Raw genomic sequence first — 20,036 nt, forward strand, 5'->3', positions numbered from 1 at the left:
TTAGCGCGCGAGCGGCGCGTCGTAGGTATCGACGCTGTAACCCCAGGTGGTGGCCGGAGAGATGCGTACCTGTTGTGCATTACCGGCTTTTTTGCCGTCCTGCGCCGTCAGGGTAAATTTCTGGCCCGGCAGCACGTAGCTGTTCGGCAGCATGTAGACGTTGCGGTTGGGCAGCGTCTGCACCGCCTGGTTCAGGCGCACCACGTACGGTGAGTCATTGCTGACGGTCAGCTGGTCGCCCTGCATTTTCCAGTTCAGGCGTTTCCACGGTGCCATCTCTTTGGCCAGACCGGCCGGACGGATGATCACCGGTAGGTTCTGCCGCACCGTCATACGTACTTCGCTGGAATCTTTTTTCTGTGGCGGCACGCCTTCCACTACCACGCGCTTCAGGCGTTCAGTTTTCAGCGGCTCTTTCGTGGTAAGAATAAAACGCACGCGCTGCGATTTGCCTGGCTCGACGCGCGCCGCCGGCGGCGTAACGGTCAGGAGCGGTTCTTTATCGTCCGGCGTATCCTGCAGCGTGGTCAGCAGTAATACCGGCGTTGAATCGGTGTTTTGAATATTCAGTGCGCCTTCGCCATCGGCCTGCTCGACAATCACCACCGAGGTTTCCGGTACCATACCGGTGGCATAAGCCTGAGAGGCAGATAATAACAGGGCGGCCGCGCATGCCGTGCGGCGGTTAAATACATTCAGCATAATGTGTTCCCGGCTGGTTTGTTTGTTAATTCAATATAAGAATCATAAAGTGGGTGAATAAGGCCGGGATTTATTCCGGCCTGGGTTATTACAGCAGTTATTACAGGTAAACCATTTCGATATTGGTCAGGCCATCGAGTTTGATTGGCTTGGAAATGTCGAGTTCTGAAGCTTTGTTAACATAACCCATAATTTTTAATGGGAAAGTGGCTGTCGTAAATGCCGCAGGAGCTACAGCGTCATCCTCTTTGATTGTTACATACTGTATGTTACCGCTCTCATTATAAAGGGATCTTGCATAATCTGCGCTCCATGCGGTTTTATTAGCTGATTTAATAACGGCAGCTCTGTTTTCATCTTTAATAACGTCTCCAACAGTAACAGCATAAGCACCAATTTTAGTTTCGCCATCCAAACCAAAACCGGCTACTCCTGCCGTTAGCGGGATATTGCCACGAACAGCAGGCCAGGCGGCTCCGGTTACACCTTCATTGATGTCTGACAATGTACTGCCCTTACGCCCACTGGTCGCGAACAGAGCAACTTTGGCAGGTGCGTTGCAGGATATATTGAGTGTAATTTCTTTTTCATCCAGCCAGGTATAACTGTCTTTATTTAATGATTCAGTTTTGATTACGCCGTAATCGACTACACCATTACTGGCGATAGCTGGCGTACAAGCTGCTGGTGCAATGTTTCCGGTAACGCCCAGCTGGAAACTTTCGGCTGCTGCCTGGTTCGCTGCTGACATAATAGCCACAGCACAAATTGTTTTGAAGGTTTTGTTCATGATATTTTCCTGATGAATAGCATTATATCAATTGAATTGATACTTTTGCTTTTGACTTTAAATTGTTCTAGGTATGTGTGCCATTCTATTATAGATAAAACATTTCAAAGTTCGCCTGACCATCAAGTTTGATGGGTTTGGTTAAGTCAAGTTCTGAGCTTTTATTAATATATCCATTAACTGTAATAGTAGTGCTTGCGTTTTTGAATGCAGTCGGTGCGGGCTCATCAGGACGATGCCATGTGATATATTTGTAATGCCCATTATCATCAAAGAGGCTATCATAGTAATTATTAACCCAGGTGTTTTTATCAGTGGATCTTAAAATGCTTGCAGCTTGACCATCAATTTTGTGATTAGATATATGCAAACCATATGCTCCAATCTTTTTATCACCATCCAGACCTAAACCTGCAACACCACCATTTAGTCCATATCCATTTCCGATTAAGGGCTTAGCTGTTCCTGCTGGGCCTTCTTCGCTTATTGCCAGGGTAGTTCCCGGACGCGCATTCGTTGCCAGTACAGCAATTTTAGCCGGTGCAGTGCAATCGATACTTAACGTAATCTTTTTGGATTGTAATAAATTTAACTCATCTTTCTTAAGCGCGTTGGTATTAATCTCACCAAAGTCGACCACGCCATTATCAGACAGTGTTGGTTTACAGGCGATTGGTGTTACCGCACCCGTCACACGCATATCGACACTTTCGGCCATTACATTACAGGATGCAGCCAGCACGGCCAGCGCACAGGTGGTTTTCATCATTTTTTTCATCATTAAAGTCCCTTATTGGGTTAATTTCCTTGCGGCTTATGGCGCAGAGAAATAAAGACTTAGCTATTAACGGTGAGCCAGGTTAAATGCCGGCTGCGTTAATGCGTTCAGTTAACAATTTATTACAGGTAGACCAGTTCAATGGTGGTCAGGCCGTCCAGCTGTACCGGTTTGGACAGATCCAGATCTGACGTTTTGTTCAGATAGGTTTTCACCGTCAGCTTGGCGTTCATATTTTCAAAGGCGGCGGGCGCGACTTCACCGGCATCGCTCCAGCTCAGATAGCTGGTGCTGCCATCCGCTTTGTACAGCGAGCTGGCATTGCTGTCGTTCCAGGTCTGCTTGTCATCAGACTGGATGGCTTTCGCTGCGGTGCTGTCGAGGGTAACGTCACTGATCGCTACGCCATACGCACCAACTTTGGTCTCACCGACCATGCCCAGACCAACCACGCCAAATCCAGCCGGCAGACCCACTGCGCTTACCGGTGCGGCAGCACCGCTGGCGCCTTCGGTACCGTCAGACACGGTAGAGTCTTTACGACCGCTTACCGCCTGAATGGCCACTTTGGCTGGCGCATCACACACGATGCTCAGCGTGGTCTCTTTGTCTGCCAGCAGGGTGTAGCCGGTTGGGTCCAGCGAGTCGGACTGGATGCTGCCGTAGTCAATGCCACCGCTGCCGCTCAGGGTTGGCTTACAGGATGGCGGAGTAATAGTACCAATCACCTTCAGTTCTACGCTTTCAGCCATTACGTTGGCTGAGGCTGCCAGCACAGCGAGGGCGCAGGCGGTTTTCATCATTTTGTTCATCATGGTTTATTTCCTTCGTTGTGTTTAATAACCTTCTTCCCTGATAAATAAAACGGAGAAGGCGATGGGCATTATCCAGATACTGCGTTGAATTAATGTCCTTTTAAAAATAATGTGGCTGTCTTCTCTTACAGGCTATTAGTGATAACAGCGCAGGTAATCAGATTATTGCTTTATTATCTTTTAGCGGTGTGGCTGCTAAGCGATGAGGTTATAATAGAGCGAAAGTTCCTGTGTCACTATGCGAATGTTCATCGGTGTTCTGTAGTCCCTGTCTTAAGGCTTCAGTTGTTATTTTTTATCTATCGGCTAATAGTTGTATTGCTGTGTGTCAATTAAGACCGGTCTGTAATTTTATTTGCGAGCTAATTAATTATTGCCTGACTATTTGGCAGGTATTTATCCGCAGTGTTATTGCTGACCCATTCGGCTGCCCGGCTTCTAAACCGCAAGAGGGCGTAGCGGCGCGATTTATCGCGCGAGTCCGCCAGCCGCTCCGTGTCAGATTGCGCAATGAATTGCGCCGCTACGATTTGTGCGCGGTCTTGTTGCTGCGCTGTCCTGGTGCGCATAAATGCGCACCCTACGACGTGATAATTCTTTTGCGATGTGCGGCTTATCGCGCGAGTCCGCCAGCCGCCCCGTGGCAGATTGCGCAATGAATTGCGCCGCTACGATTTGTGCAAAGTGTTGTTGCTGCGCTGTCCTGGTACTTAAATCGGGCGTTTGCCGGCGCAGGCTAGCATGGCGTTCAGCGACGGAAACCCGCTGCGCGCCAGGCTACTTAACTTGATGCGGCTGATCTCGCGGGGGTGCACCCCCATTTCGCGTGCAATGCGCGCTGGCTTTATGCCGCGCAGTAGCGCGAGCAGGACGCGCTTTTCACGTGCCAGTGCGCTGCGACCATCCTGGGATGCGGTGTAGTCGTAGCGCAGCGGTGGACGCTGTAGCTGTTGCCTGATGCCGCGCCGCAATATCTCAGCCCGGTCGCTTTTACACATCACCGCAGAGAAACCGGCAGCTATCAGCGTCTGGTGCATAGGCTGTGTTTCTCTATCAAGCAGAATGATTGTATTGCCGGTAAACCACTCCGGAATCAGCAGCAGATCGGCCAGGCCGGCGGCGTCATGCGGCAGTCCGGTGATGAGTAAATCGGCGTAGTTGAACATTAACTCTTCCGCCACGGCTTCGGGCGCAATCTGCAATGTCTGTAAGCTATAATCCTGCAGCGGCTGGCACACTTCACGTAAACCAGTGAGAGCAAAATGGCAGCTGAGTGCAATAATAATTTTTTTCGGTTTTCCAGGATTGGCTGCTTTCTTTGAAATTACCTTTCCCATATTTACCCCTTACTTAACTAATAAAAAATATAGTTTGCAGAGTAATGAATTCTTAATGATGACATTTTACGATTAAATTACGCGCAGGGATATGGGAATGTTCATCGGCGGCGTGTAGGACGCGGCCTACATTTTGTTATTTGAATGTGGTTGATTCAGGGTTGAATTTATTAGTCTAATAGTAAGCTAATTAACTTTTCTTTTTAAGGTCACGTCAGGAAATAAAATATGGCGAAATTTATCGTCGTCGACGATCATCCAATGGCGCGTATGGCTGTGAGCTTTCTGCTTGAAAAAGAGGGCCATAGCATGGTCGCCGAAACCGATGATGGGTATGAAGCGCTTCAGCTTATCGACCAGCATTACCCGGAGATCGTGGTGATGGATATTGATATTCACTCGCTGAACGGTATCGAAGTGGTTAAGGCGCTGCGTGCTAAGAGTTTTCCGGGTATTATTATTATCGTCTCAGGTAAAAATCAGAACTTTTATGCGGTGCAGAGTGTGCGCTGCGGGGCGAATGGTTTCATCAGTAAAAAGGACAATTTGCCGGAAATCATCACCGCGATTCGCGCGGCGCAGAGCGGCTATGGCTACTTCCCTCTGTCGGGTATCAACGTGCCGGCGGAAGAAAACCACATCCATTCTGATAAGCAGCTGCTGGAATCGCTTTCGCCGCAGGAATTCCAGGTATTCAACTACCTGTTAAAAGGGCTGGATAACATGCGCATTGCTAACCGTATGAATCTCAGCAATAAAACCGTTTCAACCTATAAAGGCCGTCTGCTGGAGAAACTGCACTGTAAAAGTCTGCGCGATCTCTTTGCTTTTGCCAATCGTAACCACATGGAGTAGCGATGCTGCGCCTGATCACCCTGCTTCTGCTGCTGTTGAGCCCGCTGCTGGCTGCCCAGCCGCAGCCGGAAATTTTTCAACTGTTCAGCCGGGAAAAGCTGACACCGCTGCACATTGAGCTGAGCGGCAACGAGTGGCGCTGGCTGCGCATCAGGCATGAGTTGCGTGTGGCGGTGTGGACGCCAGAGTTACCGCCTTACCTGATTTTCCAGCAGGGGGCGAGCAGCGAGAATAGCGTGGAAGGAATTTACGCTGACTATCTGCAACTACTGGCGCGTAACCTTGGCTTGCAGGCGGTAATGGTGCGTTATCCCAGCCAGGCGGCGGCGCAGGCAGCGGTGAAAAGCGGCTCGGCGGATGCGCTGTTTACCTCGCCGGGGCGTGAACTGCACGATGCGGCGGCCTTCAGGGCGACAGACAGTTTTCTCATCAATCGTCCGGTGGTGATTGGCGCAGAGAAGCAGGCCTCACAGCCGGTGCCCTACGATGCGCCGCTGCGCCTTGCGATGCGCGAAGGCTTTCTTACCGATGCTCAAATCAAACAGCATTTTCCGCAGGCCAGCGTGGTGCGTTATCCCTCCAGCCAGGCGGCGCTGGCGGCGGTGGCCAGTGGCGAAGCGGACTACGCGCTCGGCAGTCTGCTGGCGGCGACGTTTTTGATTGAGCGCAGCTATGTCAATCAGCTGGCGCTGGCCGCGATTTTACCGGAGGACGCACTATACGGCAGCCGTCTGGTGGTGAAAGCCGATAATCAGCCGCTGTTGACGGCACTGAATGCTGCCATCGCCGCGATTCCCGGCGAACAGCATCGGCTGATTTCGCGGCAGTGGACGCAGCGTCCGGACGTCTGGCGACTGCAGGAGCCGCTCAGCCTGACGCCGCGCGAGCAGCAGTGGCTGCAGCAGCATGCGCAGGTGAAGGTGGCGTTTAATCCATTCTCCGCACCGCTGGCCCTGCTGGATGAGCAGGGTGCATTTCAGGGTATCAGCGCCGATCTGCTGCATCTTATTCAGCTGCGCACCGGGCTGTTTTTCACCCCGGTGCCGGCGTATTCGTGGCGTGATGGGGTAAAGCAACTGGAACAGCATCAGGTGGCGATGCTGGCGGCAGTGGCACAGGATGGTGGCCATCAGGAGGCGGTGCGCTTTACCCGGCCTTACCTGAAAGTGCCGCTGGTGCTACTGGTGCCGGACCAGCCCGATGCGCCGCAGGCCCTTTATAACGGCATGAAGCTCAGTATCGTCAAAGGCAATCCGGCGCGTCAGGCGCTGCTGGATCGCTTCCCCACGCTGCAATTGTCTGAAGTGGATAACGCCAGCCTGGCGCTGCAGCTATTGCAGGAGGGCAAGGTTGCCGGGCTGATCGATAACCAGCTGAGCGTGAACACGTTACTGGCGCGCTACGCGCAGCAGCCGCTGAAGATCGTGTCGCGCCTGGCGCTGCCGCCGGTGGAGCTGAGCTTTGCCGTCAGCCGCGATCAGCCGGAGCTGCTGAGCATTATTGATAAGGCGCTGGCCGATATTCAGCCGAGCGAAATCTCGCTGATTGCCAGCCGCTGGCAGGGGACGCCGCAGACCACGCACAACACCTGGCCGCTGTACCGTGCGCAGTTTTACGCTATTACTCTGCTGACCGCGCTGCTGCTGATCGCCTGCCTGGTATGGATATACTATCGCGGCAAAGAGGTGAAGCATCGCCGTCGCGCTGAGGCCGACCTGCAGGCTGAACTGCGCTTTCGCGATGCGCTGCTGAATGGCCTGCCAACGCCGGTTTACGTGCTGGATCGCAACTGGAACGTGGTTAGTTCTAACGGTGCGTTTCAGCGCTTTTTTGCCGGCGTCGACGCGCAGCGCCTGAGCTTTTCGCTTTACGATCAGCGCCATCCGCTGTCGCCGCTCATCAGCAAACTCTATCCGCTGATGAGCCCGGAAGCGGTTAACGATCCGGAACTGGTGGCGCTGGCGCACAACAGTCTGTGGGGCGATACCGCCCAGGATCTGGAAATCGAGATCGAGAACGGCAGCGAAGCGCGCATGGTGCACCACTGGGCGCAGGAGCAGCGCGATGCGCAGGGCAATATCACCGGACTGATCTGCGGCTGGCAGGATGTCACCGCCTACGAGCTGCTGATGCTGGCGCTACAGGCGGAGAAAAAGGTGGCGGATGAAGCCAACCGAGCCAAGAGTTCGTTCCTCGCTACCATGAGCCATGAGATCCGCACGCCGATCAGCGCCATCATCGGCCTGCTGGAGCTGGAAGGGCGCAAACAGCGCGACAACGAAGCCATTCAAATCGCCTACGAGTCGGCCAACACGCTGCTGGGGCTGATTGGCGATATCCTCGATATGGCCAAGATTGAGAGCGGACAGCTGGAGCTGATGCCGGAGTGGGTCAGCACCGAGCAGCTGGTGCTGCCGGTGGTGCGACTGTTTGACGGCATGGCACGCGATAAAAATCTGACGCTGCACTACCACAGTGACACGCCGTCGGGGCTGGAGGTGTTTATCGATGCCGCGCGCTTCCGCCAGGTGATCGCCAATTACATCAATAACGCCATCAAATTCACTCACGAAGGCGGCGTCGAAGTGCGGGTGATCGGCCATGAGTGGGAAGACGGTTCGCTGGAGCTGGAAATTGAGATCGAAGACAGCGGCGTGGGCATCAGCGCTGCCGACCAGGCCAAACTGTTTCAGCCGTTTGCCCAGACCGAAGAGGGGCGCAAGCAGACCGGCACCGGTCTTGGTCTGGTGATTAGCGCCCAGCTGCTGGAGAAGATGCAGGGCACCATGAACCTCAACAGCCAGCCGGGACGCGGCACGCTGATTCAGCTTAACGTGATGATGCCGGCACGCCGGTCGCGCAAGCTGCTGGAGAAAACCCGCGTGGTGCGCAGCCGTGCGCTGCCGCAGCTGAATATTCTGGTGGTCGACGATCATCCGGCCAACCGCCTGCTGCTGCGGAGCCAGCTCAGCGAGCTGGGCCAGCAGATCAGCGAAGCCAGTAGCGGCGAAGAGGCGCTGGCGCTGCTGGCGCATCAGTCGTTTGATCTGATTATTACTGACTGCAATATGCCAGGCATGAGCGGCATCGAACTGACGCAGACCCTGCGCCGCAATGGCAACGCGGTGAAAATTTTTGGTCTGACGGCCAATGCGCAATCGGACGTGCGCGTGCGCTGTCTGGAAGCGGGCATGAACGCCTGCCTGTTTAAGCCGCTGAAGATTGACAAGCTGGCCGAGCTGCTGAGCAGCAACGAGCCGGCCGCCGAAGTACCGGCGCTGGATTCGCTGCTGTCGCTCGAATCGCTGCGCGCCATGGTGTATCACGACGATGCGATGGTGGCGAAGATGCTGGAGAAGGTCGGCGAAGAGAGCCGCAACGATATGCAGCAGTGCTGGCGCCATTTTGATGCGCAGGACTGGCCGGCGCTGGCTTCATCGCTGCACCGGCTGGGCGGATCGGCGCAGATCATTTATGCCGGGGAGATCGATGATCTGTGCGGGCAGATCGAGCGCGCCTGCCAAAGCGCTGAAGATCAGGAGGTCATCCGCGAAGGGCTTCTGCTGCTGGAAGAGAAGCTGGATACGCTGAACCAGTCGGTAGTGCATTATTTGCAGGCGTCGTGATGGAGCGGTGCGGTAATTGAAATTGCGCGATAAATCGCGCCGCTACGGTTTGTGCGGCGAGATAATGCAGATATCGCATCCGCAATAAATCATGATGGCGCGACGTATCGTGCAGATATCCCTTATATGTGATGCCGCAGATAACCGCACGGGTGGTAGCGGCGCAATTTATTGCGCATTCCGCCGCGGTGCGGTAATTGAAATGCGCGATGAATCACGCCGCTACGGTTCGTGCGGCGAGATAATGCAGATATCGCATCCGCAATAAATCATGATGGCGCGATTTCTCGCGCAGATATCCCTTCCATGTGATGCCGCAGATAACTGCACGGGTGGTAGCGGCGCAATTTATTGCGCTTTCCGCCGCGGTGCGGTAATTGAAATGCGCGATGAATCACGCCGCTACGGTTTGTGCGACTGGATAATGCAGATATCGCATCCGCAATAAATCATGATGGCGCGACGTATCGTGCAGATATCCCTTCCATGTGATGCCGCAGATAACCGCACGGATGGTAGCGGCGCAATTTATTGCGCATTCTGCCGCGGTGCGGTAATTGAAATTGCGCGATAAATCGTGCCGCTACAACAATCTGCATCCTTTTACTGGTTTAAAACGCCACTTTCACGCCGCTCAGCACATTCCAGTCGCTCACGCCGGGGCGATCCAGCCGCTGCTGCACCTGCAACTGCGTGCCGATCTCCACGTTTTCATGCAACTGCCAGCTGACGTAACCGCCCAGCTGGGCGCTGTGGCGGGCGCGCTCAATCGGTAATCCGCGCATATCGCTGGCATCCAGCGTATTCTGCCTGCCGCTGTGCCAGACATAACGCGCCTCCAGCCCCATCTTCACTGACGATAGCGGCTGATAATCATACTTAATACCGCCAGCCAGGCTGAACTGCGGCGCCAGCTGATAGTTCACCTGTGCACCCTGTTGCTCGGTGAAATCCGCAATATGCAGCCACTGCACACCGGCTGCGGCCAGCGGCATCAGGCTATGCGCATCCTGCTGCCAGCGCCAGCCGGCTTCTGCGCCGATATTGCCGCTAACGGCGCTGATCCGCGCCACTTCACCTTGGGTTTCATGGCGTAAGGTGCCGCGATAATGCGTCAGCCCCAGCGGTACCTCCAGCTGCCAGCCCTCAGGCGGCTGAATGCCGATCAGCGCATTAATACCCTGGGTTTGCATACGCAACTGGCTGCGTCCCGCCGGCGTATCCGACAGCATAGTCACTACGCCTTTGTGCACGCCTGCACTCAAGGCCAGCGGGCTCTGTTCCGCTTCTGGCGTCCAGCGCGCGCCCAGCATCCAGCCCTGATAGCGGCTGATGGCATCGCTATCACCCTGCGCACTGCGATAGCGCTCGCCGCCGCTATAGCCATACACAAACAGGTTGTGATGATCATCCAGGCTCATCTGCCGGGCAGCAAAGTGGAAGCGGGTTTGCATGGTGTCGTTGAGGGCATACAGCATGTTGGGCAGGGCGAGATAGGTCGGGATTTGTGGCGCGGGTATAAGCTGTGGCGGTTCCGGCTCAGGCGGTGGAGGCGGCGGTATTATGACAGCTTCGCCATGATCGGGATCGGGTATCGGAGCCACGATGCCAGGATTATTAATATTCGGCAATCCTTCATCTTTCTCCCCGGTCAGGACCATGGTCTGTAACCGGTAATACCACAAATGATGGCTATTATTGCCGGCCAGCACGCTGCTCCGCACCAGGCCCGAGGTCGCCGGATTGATCTCATCAAACCACGAGCCGCGGGCGATCATTTTCCCAAGCTGTTTAATCCCTTCGCCGGTCTGGCGGCTGACCTGCGCAAGCAGCGGCAGCTCAGGGATTTCCTCTATTGCCAGGCCAGACGAAGGTTCTGGCAATAGAGGAATATTCGCAGTGTTAACATTATTATTTTCTGATGCAGGAAGGGTAGGGGCGCGCTCATCAGCGAATGCAGGAAGGCAATAACAGAACGTACTGATCACCAGCGTTAGCGGGGTAAGTTTCATATTCTCTTCCATGGATGAAAATAGCGAGAATCGTCAACCTAATGCGACCGAATAATGCGGCAATTAAGTTTTGTCTGGTTTTTTTTCAGAAAAGCATGAAAAAGCCCGGTAAGACATGTCCCGGGCTGATGCATGATGAGAGCCGCGATTAAAAACTGATTTTCACACCGGCCTGCAGATTCCAGTCGCTGATGCCTTCCTGCGTCAGGCGCTGCTGGCCCTGAAGCTGGGTGTTAAGCTCCAGATTATCCAGTACCTGCCAGCCGGCGTAACCGCTGTACTGCAGGCTATTGCCGCCGCGTCCGGTGGCGAAGTGCGCCGCCTGCTGGCCGTCACCAATCGCCACCCGATCGCGCTGGCTGATGCGCTGCACGTAGCGCGTTTCCGCGCCCAGCTTCAGCTTCTCGTTGAGGCGGAAGTCGTATTTTACGCCGCCGGAGAGCTGCCATTGCAGCGGATTTCGGTAGCTGACCTGTGCGCCGTCGCTGTCGGTGAAATCATTGATATCGAGCCACTGCGCATTCACACCGGCCACCGGCGTTAGCGCATGCGCACCAGACTGCCAGCGCCAGCCGCTGTCGAGCCCGAGGTTCGCGCCGCGCGCTTTTAGCTGCGTCACGTTACCGCGCAGGTCGGTGCTGACGCTGCCGCGGTACTGCATCACGCCAGCTGGCACGGCCAGCTGCAGGCCCTGATCGGGCTGCCAGCTCAGTAGCGCACTGGCGCCCAGCGTATCAATGCGGGCGTGACTATTGCCGTCTCGCGCTTCCGGTGTGATGCTCAGATTGCCTTTATTGACGCCGACGCTCAGCGCCAGCGCGGACTGCAGCGGGAAGCGGCTGCCAATCATCCAGCCCTGATAGCGGCTGTGAAAATCGTAGCCGTAATCCATAAAGCCGCCCGCGCTGTGATAGCGGTCGTCGCCGGTGTAGCCGGACACAAACAGATCCGGACGGCCCTCTGCGCTCGCCTGCTGTGCGCTGCTGCTGAACAGCGCTTGCAGGTTATGCGTCACGCTGTGGAAGGCGGCAGGCAGCGAGATGTAGGCCGGCACCTGCGGAATCACCGCCGCGCGCACCTTACCTGGCTCCGGTTTTGGCTCTGGCTGCGGCACCTGCGGATTTTCCGGTTCCGGCTGCGGTTCAGGCTCGGGCTGCGGTTCAGGCTCCGGCTCCGGCAGGTAAGGTTCGCGGTTATCCCCTTCCGCCAGCAGAATGTTTTGCAGACGGTAATCCCAGAACTGATCCCCTTCGCCCGCCACCAGACGCTCATCGCCACTGGCGCGGCCCGGTGCGAAGGCGTACAGACCGTAAGCCCAGGCGCCGCGCGCCACATAGCTGCCGGCCAGCTGGACGCTGTCGGCGTGCGCCTGGCCGCCAACCTGCACCAGCGACACACCTTCATTGTTATCCGCTGCACCGTTGTGGTTGCGATCGCTATCGATCCAGCTGGCCTGCGGTTTTACCGTCAGCCACAGCGGCGCATCGTCCGGCTGTTGCAGATCGCCATCGATCAGCAGGCGATCGCTGGCGTTATTGCGGAACGCGGAGTTCAGCACCAGCGCCGTGTCGCGCCCGTGACGCAGATCGCCAAGGCGCATGGTCGACCAGCTGTCCGGCGCATTGTTCCAGCCCGGTGCCAGCGTGACGTTATCGGCGAGGCTGGCGTGATTGATGACGCCGCCGCCGGAGAGCAGCGTGCCGGCGGCCATGTTCAGCGGCGTGTGCAGCTTGCCGCTCACTTCCAGCTCGCCCTGCTGCACCTCAACGCCCTGCTGATTGCTGACGTCACCGCTCAGCGTCAGCCGGCCGTCACCGCTTTTAATCACGCTGCCCTGCCCACTGATATTGGCGCTGATGGTGGAAGCCAGCTCGCCCAGCGTGCTGACGTACTGCGCGATGTCGGCAATCAGACTGGAAGCGGTACCGCTCAGGTTGATGTCGCCGGCCAGCGTGGAACGGCCCAGCACGTTAAGCGTGGCCTCGTCGGCCAGCGTGATATCGCCGGTAACGTGGGCGTGCTCAGCGACGGTTAGCGCGGCGTCCTGCGCCACCTGCAGCTGGTTGATGTGATAGGTTTTGTCCTGCCAGTCATTGGCAAAGAACACCTTCCCGGCATGCTCAACCTGTTCGCCGCTCAGCGTCAGCACACCGTCGGCCACCGCCAGCTGATTAAGCTGCGCGCCGCCGGCCAGCTGCCAGCGCTGATGGGTGGTCACGTTGAGGTTATCGCGTGACTCCGCTTCGCCCAGCTCGCCGAGGAACAGACGGTTATCGCCGGTGAGAGCAAGATGCGCCAGCGTCTGACTGCGGTTAACGATACGCGCGCCGCTGTCGTTGTGCAGGATATCGTCGAAGGTCAGATCGAGGCCGTTAACGTCCAGCGTACCGCCGCGATAGCCGAAGCGGATGTTGTCAGTGCTTAACTGATCGGCGCTGTTGAGCACCACGGTCGGGCGGCCGCTGAACAGGGTGACGGTAGAGAAGGCCTGTTTACGCCCCTGCGCGTCTGCCTGCTGGTCAAGGATGACTGTGCCGTCGCCAACGTTAAGCGCGCCGGGATTGATGCCGCTGGCGTTAACGTGCAGCGTGCCGGCGCCGATTTTGTGCAGCGCATCGTCCTGCAGGCCGTTAACCTGCCACAGCACGGTTTTGTCCTTGTCGACCTCTACGCCGCCGCCGACCCAGCTGAAGTTGCCGTCGCCTGCGCCGCGCAGGGTGTAGTCATTGGAAAAATGCAGGCGGCCGGCACCGAGATTGACCGACTGCGCCAGCTCGATGATGCCGCCGTCGCCGTTGAAGCGCAGATCTTTGGTGGCGTCGAGCTGTTCATTGCTGGCGCTGGCGGGTGCGGTTTCTGCCAGGCTGTCATCGAGCCCGTGCCATTGCCAGCTTTTGCCATCCTGCGTAATGCTGTCACCGCGCCATTCGAGGGTACTGCTGCCGCTGTCTTCAACATCAGCATCCCTGACGGAATCCAGTACCTCCTGCACATGCTTTCCATTAATTAATTCACTGGCAAAGGAATAATTGTAGGTAGTACCCCCATAGCCGCCAGAATGGACAGCGAACTGTACCCAGCGTTTTTCAACACTGTCCCAGGCAAACACCGGGCTACCGCTATCACCTCCACGGGTACCAATACTTAGCAGGGAAAATGAGGGGTGATCAGGTGAAAAAATTCTCCACTTAATGTAGTCCTTATAAAAATTCGTAATGGCGCCGGGTTTAAAGGTTCCACCGGTGTTATAGACGTAGGCGCCATCGATAGGTATCAATTTACCGCTTTCTGGATCGTCGATTTGCTGATAACCCGCACCCAGGCGGGCAAATAAGGTATAGCGACTGCGATTCGCTAATAATTCTTCACCGCCGATGTAAGGCGAAGGCGCGCTTTCGACGACCACCTTATTAACCCGCGGTAAATGAAAGTCTCGCGTAGGATCATTATTGTAGTTAATGCCACGGTAAGTTGGCGAAAATTTGGCTTTTTTGCCTAAATTCAGCGACAGAACATATCGAACATGTTTGGCACCTGTGACAAAAGATGGCGCGATAAATGAGCTGAAACCCTCGTCGCTGACCATGCTAAAGTCCGGCATCGGCACGTCCAGTACATAGCCTTCAAAGGTGCCGTCTTTGCGATAGAGGGGAATATCGGTGGCACCGATAGCATATTTGCCCCGGTTTTCGGCAAAATCGCGGTATTCCTGCACGTCAATGTCATGGCGCATAATCCCGGCATAGGGTGAACCGCTAAGGCACAAGGTACTAATCAGCAGCGCCAGCTGGCTTTTTTTCATGATGTTCATTCCCTGAATGACGAGGAAAATTGAGCGGGCTACTTTATAAGCACATCGGTGTATCCCCCGTTAAGCCTCGTCTCAATCTGCCGGAGAAAAGCCTGAAAATGGCGTGCGGCATGGCGCGGCGAATCTGTTAAGATCGCGGCGTTTTCTTTTTCAGCTGGTCAATAAATCCATGTTAAAAATCAAATTCCTGCTGCCGCTGCTGCTGGTTATCAGTGCGCTGGTCTGGTGGCTGATGCCGCATTACAGCGATGAGGACAAGGCTTACTACATCGCGACCTTTTGTACGCTGACCCATGACGGGCGCGATAACAGCGCACAGGCGATGCAGCAGATTATTGAAGGCGGTAATTCGGATTACGCGCTGCAGAAGATTCATTTCCAGTCCGGGCTGGCAGAGCATCTGCAAACGGTGTGGCAGGATTTGTCGCCGCAACAGCAGCAGCAGGCACGGCAGGACGCGTTTGTTTGTCGCCAGTTGATGTCAGATAAGCTGCTGCCGGGCCAGCCGGTGCGCTGAGAAATAACAGGGTTTCACCGGCCGGACAGGCACGGTGCGGCGGAACATAAGCGCGATAAATCGCGCCGCTACAATATGTGCGGTCAACAGGCACCGAAATGACATTTCGCACGTACCGTAGCGGCCGACAGGCACCGAGATGATATTTCGCACGTACCGTAGCGGCGCAATTTATTGCGCAATGCATGAATGGGCACGGTGCAACTCAACATCAGCGCGATAAATCGCGCCGCTACAATCTGTGCGGTCAACAGGCACCGAAATGATATTTCGCACGTACCGTAGCGGCCGACAGGCACCGAGATGATATTTCGCACGTACCGTAACGGCGCAATTTATTGCGCGATGACTGAATGGACACGGTGCAACTCAGCATCAGCGCGATAAATCGCGCCGCTACAATCTGTGCGGTCAACAGGCACCGAAATGACATTTCGCACGTACCGTAACGGCGCAATTTATTGCGCGATGCCTGAATGGACACGGTGCAATTCAACATCAGCGCGATAAATCGCGCCGCTACAATCTGTGCGGCCGACAGGCACCGAAATGATATTTCGCACGTACGGTAGCGGCGCAATTTATTGCGCAATGCCTGAATGGGCACGGTGCCACTTAACATCAGCGCAATAAATCGCGCCGCTTCTACTCACGCGGTTATAAATATTTTCCCGAAATATCAGACGTGATTAACGTACCGCGCAGCTAATACGCGCTGGAAACTTCCCATTATTTTCGCTTACCGGATTACAAACCTGTTTTTCCTGCTCGCTGCGATTAAACCCGACCTTGCGACACAGCGCGCAGGGATCGTCACTGCTGCGCAGCAGGGCTTCGGCAGCATCGCTCAGCTGGCGTTTGCGGCAGAATAGCGGCGTGCAGCCCATCACCTGTTTAAACGAGCGGGTAAAGGATTGCTGACTTTCGAAATGGTATTTAACCGCCAGACTGATAATCGGCGTGCGGCTGAATTTCAGCTCGTTCACGCAACAAATCAGTTTCTTTTTGCGAATATAACGCGCCAGCGTTTCGTTATGGTAACGGGCAAACAGTTTCTGTAAATACCATTTGGAATAGCCAGATTTCAGTGCAATATCATCAATGCTCAAACGTTGATCCAGGTTGGCCATAATCCATTCGGTCACCGAATCAATCACCCCTTGGTTGTATTTTTGCTGCATCATTATGGTCCTCCAATAACTCGACACAGTGTAATTAAATTAAACTTTTTAAGCACTGTCGTAACGTAAAGTTTTATCAGGAAATGGCTTTTTTATTAATTGTCATCAAGACTGGTCTTGTTTATCGTGAAATTAATCGCCGACATGTTGTGATGATGTTGAATAGTTGCCGTAATTACGGCCGTTATTATTAACGCAAATGGATTATCGCTTTGCGCGGCTTAACAGTTAAAGGTGTGACGGGCGGCGGCACGGCGCATCAATATCCACCGGCGGTTTTCGTGCCAGACTGAGGGTTTTCCCTGTACAAAAGAGGTCACATGACGTTTCGTTTTCGATTAAAACCGTTACTGAGCGTAGCGCTGGCGTCAGCGATGCTGTGCGGCACGCTCAGCGCGCAGGCCGCAGAGGCCGTGTATGGCGAGCAGCTGGAGGGATTTCACTATCCGCATCCGCTGCAGCATTTTACCTTCTCCTCCCAGCAGCAGTCGCTCAGCATGGGCTATATGGACGTGAAGCCGGCGCAGCAGGCCAATGGTCAGACGGTGGTGCTGATGCACGGTAAAAACTTCTGCGCTGCCACCTGGGAAGACACCATCAACGCGCTGAGCCAGCAGGGCTATCGCGTGATTGCGCCGGATCAGATTGGTTTCTGCACCTCCACCAAACCCACCCGCTATCAGTACAGCTTCCAGCAGCTGGCGCAAAACACCCATCAGCTGTTAGCGCAGCTCGGCGTTGAGAACGCGGTGATCGTTGGCCACTCGACCGGCGGTATGCTGGCGACGCGTTACGCACTGATGTATCCGCAGCAGACGCAGAAGCTGGTGCTGGTCAATCCGATTGGCCTTGAGGACTGGAAGGCGAAGGGCGCGCCGTGGCGCTCGGTGGATCAGTGGTATCAGCGCGAGCTGAAGCTCGACGCGGCGGGCATTAAGAAATATGAGCAGCACACCTATTACAGCGGCCAGTGGAAGCCGGAATATGACAAATGGGTGCAGATGCTGGCCGGGCTGAATAAAGGACCGGGGCATGAGAAAGTGGCGTGGAACTCGGCGCTGATCTACGACATGATTTTCACCCAGCCGGTCTATTACGAGTTTAAAGACCTGAAGGTGCCGACCACGCTGATGATCGGCACGGCCGATACCACCGCGATTGGCAGCGATATCGCTTCACCGGCGGTGAAAGCGCAGCTCGGCCATTACAATGTGCTGGGCAAACAGGTGGCACAGCTGATTCCCGGCGCGCGACTGATCGAGTTCCCCGGCATGGGGCACGCGCCGCAGATGGAAGCGCCAGCGAAGTTTAATCAGACGTTGATTGACGACCTGGCGCGTTAAGGTGAATGCCCGCGCAGCGGCTATCTGCGCGGCTGCCTTTTCTGATACTTGGCGGCGTACATACGTGCGTCGCTGCTTTCCAGCAGCTGCTCCAGCGATTGCGGCTGCTGCGGATCAAATTCCACGATGCCCGACGAAAACTGCAGCGTGTAACGCCGCTCCAGATCCTGCATCTGTTTATGCAGATAGTGGGCGAAGCGCGCCAGCGTCGCTTCCGCCTCGTCCTGACGAATGCCGTTCAGCAGCACCACAAACTCATCGCCGCCGAGCCGGGCAAAGATATCGGCATGGCGAAAACTCACCTTCATGGCATCGGCAAAGTCCATCAGCGCGCGATCGCCCTCGCGGTGGCCATGCCGGTCATTGATGGCCTTAAAACCGTCGAGATCGAGAAACGTCAGGCTGGCGGGCAGCTGTCTCAGCTGGCACTCATTCAGCGCCATCTGTCCCAGCGTCATAAAGCCGCGCCGGTTGGTGATTTGCGTCAGCTCATCGGACGTCGCGGTCTGAAACGCCACCAGCTCGGCTTCGGCCATGGCCGCCAGATCGCGCAGCGCGTGCAGATCCTCCGCGTTGAACTGGCGCGCATGATTATCGATGATACACAGCGTACCGACTTTGGCGCCGGAGGGCGTGCGCAGCGGATAGCCCGCGTAGAAACGCACCGGATTGTCTGCATCGGTAACCAGTGGATTATCGCTGAAGCGCGTGTCGGCCAGTGCGTCCTCGACCACCATCACCTCATCCTGCAGGATGGTATGACCGCAAAAAGAGATGTTACGCGCGGTGGTTGGCCGATCAAAACCGTCGCTGGATTTAAACCATTGATAGTCATTCTCCAGCAGACTGACCATCGCGACCGGAACGTCAAACAGACGTCGGGCGAGGCGGGTTAAACGGTCAAAACGCTCTTCTGTGGGTGTGTGCAGAATGTTGAGCGCACGTAACTGGGCCAGACGCTGTGATTCGTCCGCAGGCAGTGCAGGTGCTTTCATCGCGTAACTCTTGTTAATGATGGATGTGTTACAGCAAACCGGATGTCGTGCCCGCGCAGGGGCAGAGAGCACTAAACAACCGCGGTAATCCGCGATTGTTTAGCGTAACGAGAGGATCAGAGCACTTTTTGCTCGGCAAGATCAAGGGCGAAATAGCTGAAAATGAGATCGGCACCGGCACGCTTAATGGCACCTAAGCTCTCCAGCACCACATTACGTTCATCAATGGCGCCCGCCTGAGCGGCAAATTTGATCATCGCGTACTCACCGCTCACCTGGTAAGCCGCCAGCGGCAGCGTGGTGCGCTCGCGGATATCACGCAGGATATCGAGGTAAGCGCCTGCCGGTTTGACCATCAGCGAATCTGCACCTTCCGCTTCATCAATCAGCGACTCGCGAATCGCTTCACGGCGGTTCATCGGGTTCATCTGATAGGTTTTGCGGTCGCCTTTCAGCGCGGTGCCCGCCGCTTCACGGAACGGGCCGTAGAACGACGAGGCGAATTTGGTGGAGTAGGACATGATAGCGGTATCGGTAAAACCGGCCGCGTCCAGCGCCTGGCGAATCGCTTTCACCTGGCCATCCATTGCTGCTGACGGCGCGATGAAGTCGGCACCGGCCTGCGCAGCAACCACCGCCTGTTTGCCGAGGTTAATCAGCGTCTGGTCATTGTCGACGCCGTGATCGCACAGTACACCGCAGTGGCCGTGGCTGGTGTATTCACAGAAGCAGGTATCGGACATGACAATCATTTCCGGCACCGTGTCTTTACAGATGCGCGACATGCGCGCCACGAGGCCGTTTTCGTTCCATGCATCGCTGCCGGTGGCATCGGTGTGGTGCGAGATACCGAAGGTCATGACCGAACGGATCCCGGCTTTGGCGATGCGTTCGATTTCGTACGCCAGACGTTTTTCCGGAATGCGCATCACGCCCGGCATGGCGTTGATTGGCACGTAATCATCCACGCCTTCTTCAACGAAGATCGGCAGGGCCAGATCGTTCAGGCTGAGGTGGGATTCCTGGAACAGTTCGCGCATCGACGCGCTTTTGCGCAGTCTTCTTGGGCGCTGAATGAGATTGAAATCAGACATGCTCGGTTAACTTATGCTGGTGAAAAAAGTGGCGACAGTTTACCCCTTTTCGCCGGGTAGCATGAAGGATTGTGTGCGGTGTGGGCCGGGCGTTGTTGCCGGTCGGCATGAATGCCGACCCTACAGCGCACCCGGCAACCGCCGAATCACAACCCGCCGTTACCCGTAGGGTGCGCATTC

At 55.7% G+C, this 20,036-nt stretch carries 14 protein-coding genes; 4 read left to right on the forward strand and 10 right to left on the reverse strand.

Features of this window, described 5'->3' with window-relative positions; all coding sequences use genetic code 11:
• From H7K56_RS17945 to H7K56_RS17965, 5 genes are all read right to left on the reverse strand, one after another.
• Positions 1-702: a fimbria/pilus chaperone family protein gene (locus H7K56_RS17945; RefSeq protein WP_150360771.1), complete on the reverse strand. Its 702-nt coding sequence runs from the start codon at positions 700-702 to the stop codon at positions 1-3.
• A 100-nt stretch (positions 703-802) separates the two neighbouring features.
• Positions 803-1,492, reverse strand: a complete 690-nt coding sequence (locus H7K56_RS17950; protein WP_150360770.1) for a DUF1120 domain-containing protein — start codon at positions 1,490-1,492, stop codon at positions 803-805.
• A gap of 88 nt (positions 1,493-1,580) precedes the next feature.
• The gene (locus H7K56_RS17955; protein WP_150360769.1) at positions 1,581-2,273 is read right to left on the reverse strand and encodes a DUF1120 domain-containing protein; all 693 of its coding nucleotides are present in this window, start codon (positions 2,271-2,273) and stop codon (positions 1,581-1,583) included.
• Positions 2,274-2,392: 119 nt separating this feature from the next.
• Entirely contained in the window at positions 2,393-3,085 is a 693-nt protein-coding gene (locus tag H7K56_RS17960; RefSeq protein WP_150360768.1) for a DUF1120 domain-containing protein, read from the reverse strand.
• A 710-nt stretch (positions 3,086-3,795) separates the two neighbouring features.
• Entirely contained in the window at positions 3,796-4,422 is a 627-nt protein-coding gene (locus tag H7K56_RS17965) for a hypothetical protein (protein WP_150360767.1), read from the reverse strand.
• A 228-nt stretch (positions 4,423-4,650) separates the two neighbouring features.
• Here H7K56_RS17965 and H7K56_RS17970 point away from each other — a divergent pair, with 228 nt between their 5' ends.
• Both H7K56_RS17970 and H7K56_RS17975 read left to right on the forward strand, forming a co-directional pair.
• Positions 4,651-5,277 (forward strand): response regulator, encoded by a 627-nt coding sequence (locus H7K56_RS17970; protein ID WP_150360766.1) that lies wholly within the window; start codon positions 4,651-4,653, stop codon positions 5,275-5,277.
• A gap of 2 nt (positions 5,278-5,279) precedes the next feature.
• Positions 5,280-8,903 carry a response regulator gene (locus H7K56_RS17975; protein ID WP_150360765.1) on the forward strand — a complete coding sequence of 1,208 codons (3,624 nt, stop codon included), beginning with the start codon at positions 5,280-5,282 and terminating at the stop codon, positions 8,901-8,903.
• Positions 8,904-9,514: 611 nt separating this feature from the next.
• Here H7K56_RS17975 and H7K56_RS17980 read toward each other — a convergent pair.
• Positions 9,515-10,786: an autotransporter domain-containing protein gene (locus H7K56_RS17980; protein WP_170264752.1), complete on the reverse strand. Its 1,272-nt coding sequence runs from the start codon at positions 10,784-10,786 to the stop codon at positions 9,515-9,517.
• A gap of 277 nt (positions 10,787-11,063) precedes the next feature.
• The gene (locus H7K56_RS17985) at positions 11,064-14,717 is read right to left on the reverse strand and encodes a S6 family peptidase (RefSeq protein ID WP_170264751.1); all 3,654 of its coding nucleotides are present in this window, start codon (positions 14,715-14,717) and stop codon (positions 11,064-11,066) included.
• A gap of 178 nt (positions 14,718-14,895) precedes the next feature.
• Here H7K56_RS17985 and H7K56_RS17990 point away from each other — a divergent pair, with 178 nt between their 5' ends.
• Positions 14,896-15,243 carry a hypothetical protein gene (locus H7K56_RS17990; RefSeq protein WP_088516543.1) on the forward strand — a complete coding sequence of 116 codons (348 nt, stop codon included), beginning with the start codon at positions 14,896-14,898 and terminating at the stop codon, positions 15,241-15,243.
• 689 nt (positions 15,244-15,932) lie between these two features.
• Here the strand turns inward: H7K56_RS17990 and H7K56_RS17995 are convergent.
• Positions 15,933-16,427: a helix-turn-helix domain-containing protein gene (locus H7K56_RS17995; protein ID WP_150360762.1), complete on the reverse strand. Its 495-nt coding sequence runs from the start codon at positions 16,425-16,427 to the stop codon at positions 15,933-15,935.
• 371 nt (positions 16,428-16,798) lie between these two features.
• Here H7K56_RS17995 and H7K56_RS18000 point away from each other — a divergent pair, with 371 nt between their 5' ends.
• A complete protein-coding gene (locus H7K56_RS18000) occupies positions 16,799-17,767 on the forward strand; it encodes an alpha/beta fold hydrolase (RefSeq protein WP_375140419.1) in 969 nt (322 codons plus the stop codon).
• A gap of 20 nt (positions 17,768-17,787) precedes the next feature.
• Here the strand turns inward: H7K56_RS18000 and H7K56_RS18005 are convergent, their stop codons facing one another.
• Both H7K56_RS18005 and hemB read right to left on the reverse strand, forming a co-directional pair.
• Positions 17,788-18,762 (reverse strand): GGDEF domain-containing protein, encoded by a 975-nt coding sequence (locus H7K56_RS18005; protein ID WP_088516893.1) that lies wholly within the window; start codon positions 18,760-18,762, stop codon positions 17,788-17,790.
• Positions 18,763-18,878: 116 nt separating this feature from the next.
• On the reverse strand, positions 18,879-19,856 hold the full coding sequence (hemB, locus tag H7K56_RS18010) for a porphobilinogen synthase (protein ID WP_031279816.1): 978 nt from the start codon (positions 19,854-19,856) through the stop codon (positions 18,879-18,881).
• Between the last annotated feature and the right edge of the window lie 180 nt (positions 19,857-20,036).

Source organism: Pantoea dispersa, from assembly GCF_014155765.1.
GTDB classification, from domain to species: Bacteria; Pseudomonadota; Gammaproteobacteria; order Enterobacterales; family Enterobacteriaceae; genus Pantoea; species Pantoea dispersa.